The sequence below is a fragment of the Streptomyces sp. NPDC002690 genome, assembly GCF_053592415.1.
Genome location: NZ_JBSFVR010000281.1, coordinates 1 through 9955, shown reverse-complemented (window position 1 = coordinate 9955; position 9955 = coordinate 1). Strand labels below are relative to the sequence as shown.

The following is a 9955-nucleotide window of genomic DNA, read 5'->3' as shown; positions in this document are numbered from 1 at the left end:
AGCGGGTCGCTCATGGTCGCGCACACGGTCGTCTCGGTCGGGCCGTAGGCGTTGACCATCCGGCGTCCGGGGGCCCAGCGGGCCACCAGCTCCGGCGGGCACGCCTCGCCCGCCACCACCAGCGTCGACGCGGTGATCCCGCCGTCCGGCACGGCGGCCAGGACGGAGGGGGGCACGGTCGCATGGGTGATGCCGAGGCCCGGATCGGTGAGTGCGGCGAGCGGCTCGGCCGCAGGAGGCAGCACCAGGGCCGCGCCGCACAGCAGGGCGGTGAAGATCTCGGAGACCGACGCGTCGAAGCTGGGCGAGGCGAACTGGAGGACCCGGCTGCCGGGTTCGATTCCGAAGCGCTCGATCTGTCCGGCGACCAGGCTCGCCACACCGGCGTGGCTCACGACGACGCCCTTGGGACGACCGGTCGAACCCGAGGTGTAGATCACGTAGGCCGGATGCCGGACGTCGACCACGACCCCCGGATCGGTCTCCGGCCCGTCACCCCCGGCCACCATGGCCGAGTCGTCGACCACCACCGCCGGGCGGGCGTCCGCCAGCATGTAGGAGATCCGCGACCGCGGATACCCCGGATCGACCGGCAGGTACGCGGCCCCGGCCTTCAGCACGCCGAGAACCGCCACCACCGACTCCACCGACCGGGGCAGAGCAACCGCCACGACCTGCTCCGGGGAAACTCCCCGCCCGATCAGCGCATGCGCGAACCGGTTCGCCCGCACATCGAGTTGCCGGTACGTCAGCTCTTCATCGCCGCGGACCAGTGCGACCGCGTCCGGCGTCCTCGCCACCTGCGCCGCGAGGGCCTGCGGCAGCGGGACGGTGTCCACGTCCCGGGCGGTCGCGTTGTCCTGTTCCAGCAGCCGGTGCCGCTCGCCGGTGCCGAGGAGGTCGATCCCTCCGATGGCCTGCTCCGGGTCGGCGGTGACGGCCTCCAGCAGGAGCGTCCAGCGCCGGACCAGGGAGTCGACCGTCGACCGGTCGAACAGGTCGGTGGCGTACTCGACCGCGCCGACGATTCCGGCCGGACTCCCGTCCGGACCGAACTGTTCGACCATGCTGACCCCGAGGTCGAACTTGGCGGTCCTGGTCGCGACCGCGTAAGTGGCGACGTCCAGACCGGGCAGCGAGAACCGCCCCATGGGGGCGTTCTGCACGGCCAGGATGGTCTGGAAGAGGGGGTGGTGGGAGAGGGAGCGGGACGGGTTCAGCGCCTCCACCAGGTGCTCGAACGGCACGTCCTGGTGCGCGTAACCCGACAACGCCGTCTCCCGCACCCGGCCCAGCAACTCCGCGAAACTCGGATCACCACTCGTGTCCGTACGCAACACCAACGTGTTCACGAAGAACCCGACCAGATCGTCCAGCGCCTCGTCCGTACGACCCGCGATCGGACTCCCGATCGCGATGTCCTCCCCCGCACCCAACCGCGTATACAGAGCGGCCAACGCCGCCTGCAACACCATGAACAGACTCGTCCCGGTGCTCCGGGCCAACTCCACCAGAGCGGTGTGCAGTGCGGAGTCCAGCTCCAAGCCGACATGGTCGCCGCGCCAGCCGGCGACGGCCGGGCGCGGGCGGTCGGTGGGCAGCTGGAGCAGTTCCGGCAGGTCGGACAGCTGGCGCTTCCAGTAGTCGAGCTGCTCCGCGAACCGGCTCCGCGGGTCCGCGGCGTCACCGAGCAGCTCGCGCTGCCACAGCGTGTAGTCGGCGTAACTCACCGGCAGGGCAGGCCGGTTCACCGTCCTACCTTCGCAGCGGGCCGCGTACGCCTCGGCGAGGTCGCGGGCGAGCGGGCCGGTGGACCAGCCGTCGGCGGCGATGTGGTGCATGACCAGCAGCAGCACGTGCTCGTCCGGCGCGACGGCGAACAGCTCCGCCCGCAGCGGCGGCTCCGCCGCCAGGTCGAAGGGCTGCCGGGCGGACTCCGCGAGGCGCTCGGCCAGTTCGTCCTGTGTGACCTCGGCCGGCCGGACCGGGAGGCGGACCGCTGCTGAGTCCAGTACGCGCTGGCACGGTCCGCCGCCGACTTCGGGGAAGACCGTCCGCAGGCTCTCGTGGCGGGCCACCACGTCCGCGAGCGCCTGGTCGAGCGCTCCACGGTCGAGGGTTCCGGTCAGCCGCAGGGCCAGCGGGATGTGGTAGGTCGCGGCGGTGGCGTCCATGCGGTGCAGGAACCAGAGCCGGCGCTGCGCGAAGGAGAGCGGCACGGTCGCGGGCCGCTCGTAGGCGGTCAGCGCCGGGCGTGCCCGGTCCGCCCCGGCCAGCATCCGTGCCAGACCGGCCACGGTGGGCGTCTGGAAGAGCGCGCGCAGCCCGAGCTCCACGCCGAGCACCGAACGCACCCTGGCGACCAGCCGGGTGGCGAGCAGGGAGTGCCCGCCCAGAGCGAAGAAGTCGTCGTCGACCGAGACCTTCGGCACGTCCAGCACCTCGGCGAAGAGTCCGGCGAGGATCTGCTCCTGCGGCGTGCGCGGCATCCGCCCGCCGCCCTCGGGAGTGGCTTCGGGCGCGGGCAGCGCCGCCCGGTCCAGCTTCCCGTTCGGCGTGGACGGCAGCGCGTCCCTCACCACGAAGACGGACGGCACCAGGTAGTCCGGCAGCCGCTCACGCAGGTGTGCCGCCAACTCCGAAAAGCGGACCGCCTGATGGGAACGGGTCGCCACGTAGCCGACGAGCCGGTCGTCCCGGGCCACGACGGCCGCCTGGGCGACGGCGGGGTGCTCGGCCAGCGCGGCCTCGACCTCGCCGGGCTCGACGCGGAAGCCGCGTACCTTCACCTGCTGGTCGGCGCGGCCGACGTACTCCAGGGCGCCGTCGGTCCGGCGCCTCACCAGGTCGCCGGTGCGGTACATCCGCGTCCCCGCCGGCCCGAACGGGCAGGCGGTGAACCGTCCGGCCGTCAGTCCCGGCCGGTTCAGGTAGCCGCGTGCCAGACCCGGCCCGGCGACGTACAACTCCCCTTCCACGCCCGGCGGCACGAGGCGAAGCCGCTCGTCCAGCACGTACACCCGGAAGCCCGCCACCGGTCGCCCGATCGGCGGCACGCCTGGGGCCGGGGAGAGCGGGTCGCTCATGGTCGCGCACACGGTCGTCTCGGTCGGGCCGTAGGCGTTGATCATCCGGCGTCCGGGGGCCCAGCGGGCCACCAGCTCCGGCGGACACGCCTCGCCCGCCACCACCAGCGTGGTGGCCGTGAGCGCGGCGCTGTCCAGTGCGGCGAGCGCCGAAGGAGGCAGCGTCACGTGGGTGACGGCGAGCCGCTGGTCCGTCAGGGCTTCCAGCGGGGCCTCGGCCGGGGCCAGTACGAGGGTGGCGCCGGTGAGAGTCGCGCTGCAGAGGTCCCAGAAGGACGCGTCGAAGCTCGGCGAGGCGAACTGGAGCACCCGGCTGCCCGGCTTCACGCCGAGCCGGTCCGCCTGCGCCGCCACCAGGCCGAAGACGCCGGCGTGGCTCACGACGACGCCCTTGGGGAGGCCGGTCGAGCCCGAGGTGTAGATCACGTAGGCCGGATGCCGGACGTCGAGCGCGATCCCCGGATCGGTCTCCGGCTGCCCGTCGGCGTCGGCCACCATCACGGGATCGTCGACCACCACCACCGGACCGGCGTCCGCCAGCATGAAGTCGATTCGCGACCGCGGGTACCCCGGATCCACCGGCAGATACGCGGCCCCGGCCTTCAGCACACCAAGCACCGCCACCACCGACTCGACCGACCGCGGCAGAGCAACCGCCACGACCTGCTCCGGACGCACCCCCTGTCCGATCAACGCATGCGCGAACCGGTTCGCCCGCAGATCGAGCTGACGGTACGTCAACTCCTCGCCGCCGCAGACCAGCGCGACCGCGTCCGGCGCGGACGCCACCTGCGCCGCGAAGAGCTCGGGCAGAGTCCCCCGGTGCGCCTCGTCCTCGGCGGCGGGCAGCAGTTCACCGCGTTCACCTTCGGTGAGCAGGTCGAGCCCGCCGATCGGCCGGTCGGGCGTGGCGGCGACCGCGGCCAGCAGCCTGGTCCACCTGGCGGCCAGGAGCTCGACCGTCGGGCGGTCGAACAGGTCGGTGCTGTATTCGATGGCTCCACCGAGCCCGGCGGGTGCGCCGTCGGGTCCGTACTCCTCCGCGAAGCCGAAGGTCAGGTCGAGCCGCGCGGTCCCGGTGAGCACGGCCATCCCGGAGACCTTCAGGCCCGGCAGCTCGAAGTCGCCGCCCGGCGCGTTCTGCACGACCAGCCCGGTCTGGAAGAGGGGGTGGTGGGAGAGGGAGCGGGACGGGTTCAGCGCCTCCACCAGGTGCTCGAACGGCACGTCCTGGTGCGCGTAACCCGACAACGCCGTCTCCCGCACCCGGCCCAGCAACTCCGCGAAACTCGGATCACCACTCGTGTCCGTACGCAACACCAACGTGTTCACGAAGAACCCGACCAGATCGTCCAGCGCCTCGTCCGTACGACCCGCGATCGGACTCCCGATCGCGATGTCCTCCCCCGCACCCAACCGCGTATACAGAGCGGCCAACGCCGCCTGCAGCACCATGAAAAGGGTCGCACCCGATCGTCGTGCCAACTCGACGAGCCTCGCGTGCAGTTCGGCGTCGATCCTCAGTTCCAGCAGGTCGCCGCCGTACGACATGACGGCCGGGCGCGGCCGGTCGGCGGGCAGTCGGAGCTGTTCGGGCAGACCGGCCAGCGTCCGCTTCCAGTAGGCGACCTGGCGGGTGAACACGCTGTCGGCGTCGTTCTCGTCGCCGAGGATCTCGTGCTGCCACAGGGTGTAGTCGCCGTAGGTCACCGGCAGCGGCGGCCATGCCGGCGCCTCGCCGGCCTGCCGGGTGGTGTAGGCGGCGGCCAGGTCCCGGGCGAGCGGGCCCATGGACCAGCCGTCCCCGACGATGTGGTGCATGACCAGCAGCAGCACGTGCTCGTCCGGCGCGACGGCGAACAGCTCCGCCCGCAGGGGTACTTCCGAGGTCAGGTCGAAGGCGCGCACCGCCGAGTCCCGCAGGAGGGCGCGTACCTCCTTCTCGCCGGCCGTACGCACGGTCAGCGGGACGGCGGCCTCGGTGGTGCCGAGCACCCTCTGACGCGGGATTCCGCCCGCGTGCGGGAAGACCGTGCGCAGGGTCTCGTGCCGGGCCACCACGTCCACGAGCGCGGCGCTCAGCGCGTCCCGGTCGAGGTCGCCGGACAGCCGCAGGGCGAGCGGCATGTGATAGGTGGCGCTCGGCGCCCCGAACTGCTGGAGGAACCAGAGCCGGCGCTGCGCGAACGACAGCGGCATCGGTTCACGGCGGGGCCTGGGCACCAGGGCCTGCCGCGCGGTCGTGGCGCCGTGCAGTCCGGCCGCCATTCCGGCCGGGGTCGGGTTCCGGAACAGCGCGCGCAGCTCCAGCTCGACCCCGAGGGTCGCCCGGACCCGCGAGACCAGCCGGGTCGCGAGCAGCGAGTGCCCGCCCAGGGCGAAGAAGTCCTCCTCGACCCCGACCCGGGCGAGGCCCAGCACTTCGGCGAACAGCTCGCACAGGATCTGCTCCTGGGGCGTGCGCGGTGCCCGGCCGCCCGCGGTCGTGGCGGGCTCCGGAGCGGGCAGGGCCGCCCGGTCCAGCTTGCCGTTCGGTGTCAGCGGCAGCGCGTCGAGCAGGACGAACGCGGACGGCACCATGTACGCGGGCACCCGGTCGCGCAGGTACGCGGCCAGCGCCCCCGCACCGGCCCCGGTCCCGGTCGCCCCGGCCTCGTCGGAGGAGAAGCCGGTGGGAACGACGTAGGCGACGATCCGGTCCTCCCGGGCGAGCACCACGACCTGGGCGACGCCCGGGTGCGCGGTGAGCTCGGCCTCGATCTCGCCCGGCTCGATCCGGAAGCCGCGCACCTTGATCTGGTGGTCGATCCGGCCGGCGAACTCCAGCTCGCCGTCGGCACGCCAGCGCACCAGGTCGCCGGTGCGGTACATCCGCGTACCCGCCGGACCGTACGGGTCGGCCACGAAGCGTCCGGCGCTCAGCCCCGGCCGGTTCAGGTATCCGCGGGCGAGCCCGGCTCCGGCGAGGTACAGCTCGCCCGGCACGCCGGGGGCCACCGGCCGCAGGGCCGGGTCCAGCACGTACGCACGGCAGTTGGCGACCGGAAGCCCGATCGGTACCGGCAGCGGGCAGTCGGCGGGGTCGGCCGGCAGCGCGTAGGCGGTGATCACATGGGTCTCGGCGGGCCCGTAGTGGTTGTGCAGCACCCGGCCCGCGCGGCCTTCCTGGAAGCGGCGCACGGCACCGCCCAGCCGCATCGCCTCACCGGCCTGCGCGACCAGCCGCAGGTGCGGCAGGTCCAGCCCCGCTTCCTCGGCTGCCTCGGCCAGCGCCTCGATCACCAGGTTCGGCGCGAACAGTTCCTCGACGCGGTGCCGGTCCAGCCAGTGGGCGAACAGTTCGGAGCTGCGGCGCTGCTCCTCGGTGGGCACCACCAGGGTCTTGCCGTACAGCAGCGCGGAGAGCACCTCCTGCACCGAGACGTCGAAGCTGATCGCGGTGAACTGCGCGGTACGCGTGCCGGGTTCGCCGCCGACGGCCCGGTGGTGCCAGTCCAGCAGGTTCAGCAGCCCGCCGGCGGGCATCACCACGGCCTTGGGCCTGCCGGTGGAGCCGGAGGTGTAGATGACGTACGCCGGATGCCGGGGGTCGGCCGGGAGGGCGGGATCGTGCTCCGGCAGCGGGCCGGACGGTGTGACGGCCGCGAGGTCGTCGAGCACCACGGCCGGAGCGGCGTCCCGCAGCATGTACTCGATACGGACGGCCGGGTAGTCCGGGTCGACCGGCAGGTACGCCGCGCCCGTCTTCAGCACCGCGAGGACGGCGACCACGAACTCGGCGGAACGGGGCAGCCGGAGGGCGACGACCTGCTCCGGGCCGACACCCCGCGCGATCAGCGCGTGGGCCAGCCGGTTCGCCCGGCGGTTCAGTTCGCGGTAGGTGAGCGCGGTGTCCTCGAACAGCACCGCCGGGGCGTCCGGAGTGGCCCGGACCCGCGCTTCGAAGAGGGCGGGCAGGGTGGCGCCGGGGACGGGGTGGGCGGTGTCGTTGCGGTCGACCAGCAGCTCGCGGCGTTCCTCGGCGGTGAGGACGTCGATCCTGCTCAGCGGGCGCTCCGGTGCGGCGACCACGGCCGCCAGCAGCCGCAGCCACCGGGCGACCAGGGTCTGGACCGTGGCCGGGTCGAACAGGTCGGTGCTGTACTCGACCCGGCCGACGATGCCCTCGGCCGCCCCGCCGGTGCCACCGCGCTCCAGCAGGTGGAAGCCGAGGTCGAACATGGCCGTGGGCGTCCGTACGAGGACGATCCCGGTGTCCAGACCGCTCAGCGCGAACTCGGTGCTCGGCACGTTCTGCAGGGCGAGCAGCACCTGGAACAGCGGCTGGCGGGCCGGCGACCGGGACGGGTTGAGGGCCTCGACCACGTGGTCGAACGGCAGGTCCTGGTGCGCGTACGCGCCGAGCGCGCTCTCCTTGACCCGGTCCAGCAGCTCGGCGAAGGACGGGTCGCCGCTGGTGTCCGTGCGGAGCACCAGGGTGTTGACGAAGAACCCGATGAGGTCGTCGAGCGCCTGGTCGGTCCGGCCGGCGATGAGGCTGCCGACCGGGATGTCCGTGCCCGCGCCGAGCTTGTCCAGCAGCGAGGCCAGGGCGGCCTGCAGCACCATGTACACGCTGGCACCGTGCCGCCGGCCGAGCCGGATCAGCCCGTCGTGGAGTTCGGCGTCCAGCTCGATCGCCAAGTGGCCACCGGAGTAGGACGGGGTGGCGGGGCGATTGCGGTCTGCGGGGAGCCGGATCTGCTCCGGCAGCTCCGCGAGCGTCCGGGTCCAGTAGGCGGCCTGACGGGCGAACAGGCTGTCCTGGTCCGCCGGTTCACCGAGCAGCCGGTGCTGCCACAGGGTGTAGTCGGCGTACTGCACGGGCAGGGGTGCCCACCCGGGCGCCCCGCCCTCCCGGCGCGCCGCGTACGCGGTGGCCAGGTCGGCGGCCAGCGGGCCGAGCGACCAGCCGTCACCGGCGATGTGGTGCATCACCAGGAGCAGTACGTGCTCGTCCGCCGAGAGCACGAACACCTCGGCACGCAGCGGGGGTTCGGCCGCGATGTCGAATCCGCGCGCCACCGCCCCGGCCAGCAGTCCCGGCAGGTCCGACTCGTCGGTCCGGGTGACCAGTAGCCTCGGGCGCGCCTCCCCGGCGGTCAGTACCCGCTGGTGCGGCACACCATCCGCGCTCGGGAAGACGGTGCGCAGGGTTTCGTGGCGGTCGGCGAGGTCGCCCAGCGCCGCTTCCAGGGCCGTCAGGTCCAGCGGCCCCCGGAGCCGCCAGGCGAGCGGCATGTTGTAAACCGAGTCGGCGCCCTCCAGCTGGCGCAGGAACCAGAGCCTGCGCTGGGCGGACGACAGCGGCACCGGCTCGGGCCTCTCCCCCCGCTCCAGGGCGAGCCGGGCCCGGTCCGCGCCGCCCAGTCCGGCGGCCAGTCCTGCCACGGTCGGGGTGCGGAAGAGGGTGCGCAGGGGCAGTTCGACGCCCAGTGTCGTACGGACCCTGGCCACCAGCCGGGTGGCGAGCAGGGAGTGTCCGCCGAGGTCGAAGAAGTCGTCGTCGGCGCCGACCCGGGGCAGGCCCAGAACCTCGGCGAACAGCCCGGCCAGCACGTGTTCGGCGGGAGTGTGCGGTTCGCGGCCGGCCGGTGTCGCGGTCGCGGGCTCCGGCAGGGCGCGCCGGTCGACTTTGCCGCTGGTGTTCAGCGGCAGAGCGTCGAGCGGGACGAACGCGGTCGGCACCATGTAGTCGGGCAGCCGCTCGCGCAGGTGTGCCCGCAGGTCCTCGGGCCGGAGCTCGGCGCCGGTGACGGGCACCGGATAGGCGACCAGACGGGAGTCCTGGGCGCGGCCCTGCCGGACGATCACGGCGGCCCGTGCGACCTGCGGGTGGTCGGCGAGGACCGCCTCGATCTCGCCGAGTTCGATGCGGTAGCCCCGGACCTTGACCTGGTCGTCGGTGCGGCCGAGGAATTCGAGGTTCCCCTCGGGGTTCCACCGCACCAGGTCGCCCGTACGGTACATCCGTGTGCCGCCCGGTCCGAACGGGTCCGCAACGAACCGCCCCGAGGTCAGACCCGGCCGGTTCAGGTAACCGCGTGCCAGCCCCGCGCCGGCGATGTACAGCTCACCCGGCACCCCCGCCGGCACGAAGCGCAGCGCGGCGTCCAGCACGTACAGCCGGACGCCGTCGAGGGGCCGGCCGATCACCTGGCGCGGGCTGGATTCGAGTGCCGCGACGACCGAGTCGACCGTGCACTCGGACGGCCCGTAGTAGTTCAGGGAGGTCACTCCGTCCGCCGCCCGCAGCCGCTCCCACAGCTGCTCGGGGACGGTCTCGCCGCCCAGTCCGACCATCGCGGGACGCCAACTCGGGTGCTCCAGAAGGCCGTTCTCGATGAGGAGTTGGAGGTAGGACGGAGTGCCGCCGACGGTGTCCAGTCCGACCCGGGCGGCATAGTCGAGGTAGGCCCGGGGATCGGACCTGGTCGCCTCGTCCAGGACGTGCAGTTCGTGGCCCGCGAAGAGGGCGAGCAGCTGGTCGAGGGAGGCGTCGAAGGACACGGACGTGGTCAGTCCGATCCGCATCCGCTCCTTCGAACGGAGGACCAGGGGAAGCTGGTTGGCGAACAGGTTGAGGAGGCCGCCGTGGGTCGCCACGACACCCTTGGGCCTGCCGGTGGAACCCGAGGTGTAGATCACGTACGCCGGATGCGCCGGATCGACGGCCACCATCGGATCGGACACCGGAGACTCCGCCACCAGGAGAGCCGTCCCCGGCTCGTCGAGCACCAGCCGGCCGACCGGACCCGCCGGCAACCGGTCACCCGTGCTCATGTCCGTCACCAACAGGACCGGACGGGCGTCCTCCAGCAGATACGCGA

At 73.0% G+C, this 9955-nt stretch carries 1 protein-coding gene; it reads right to left on the bottom strand.

Features of this window, described 5'->3' with window-relative positions; translation table 11 throughout:
• Nucleotides 1-9955: amino acid adenylation domain-containing protein (locus ACWD3D_RS27285; protein ID WP_451463439.1), on the bottom strand; the 9955-nt coding region annotated here is incomplete at both ends.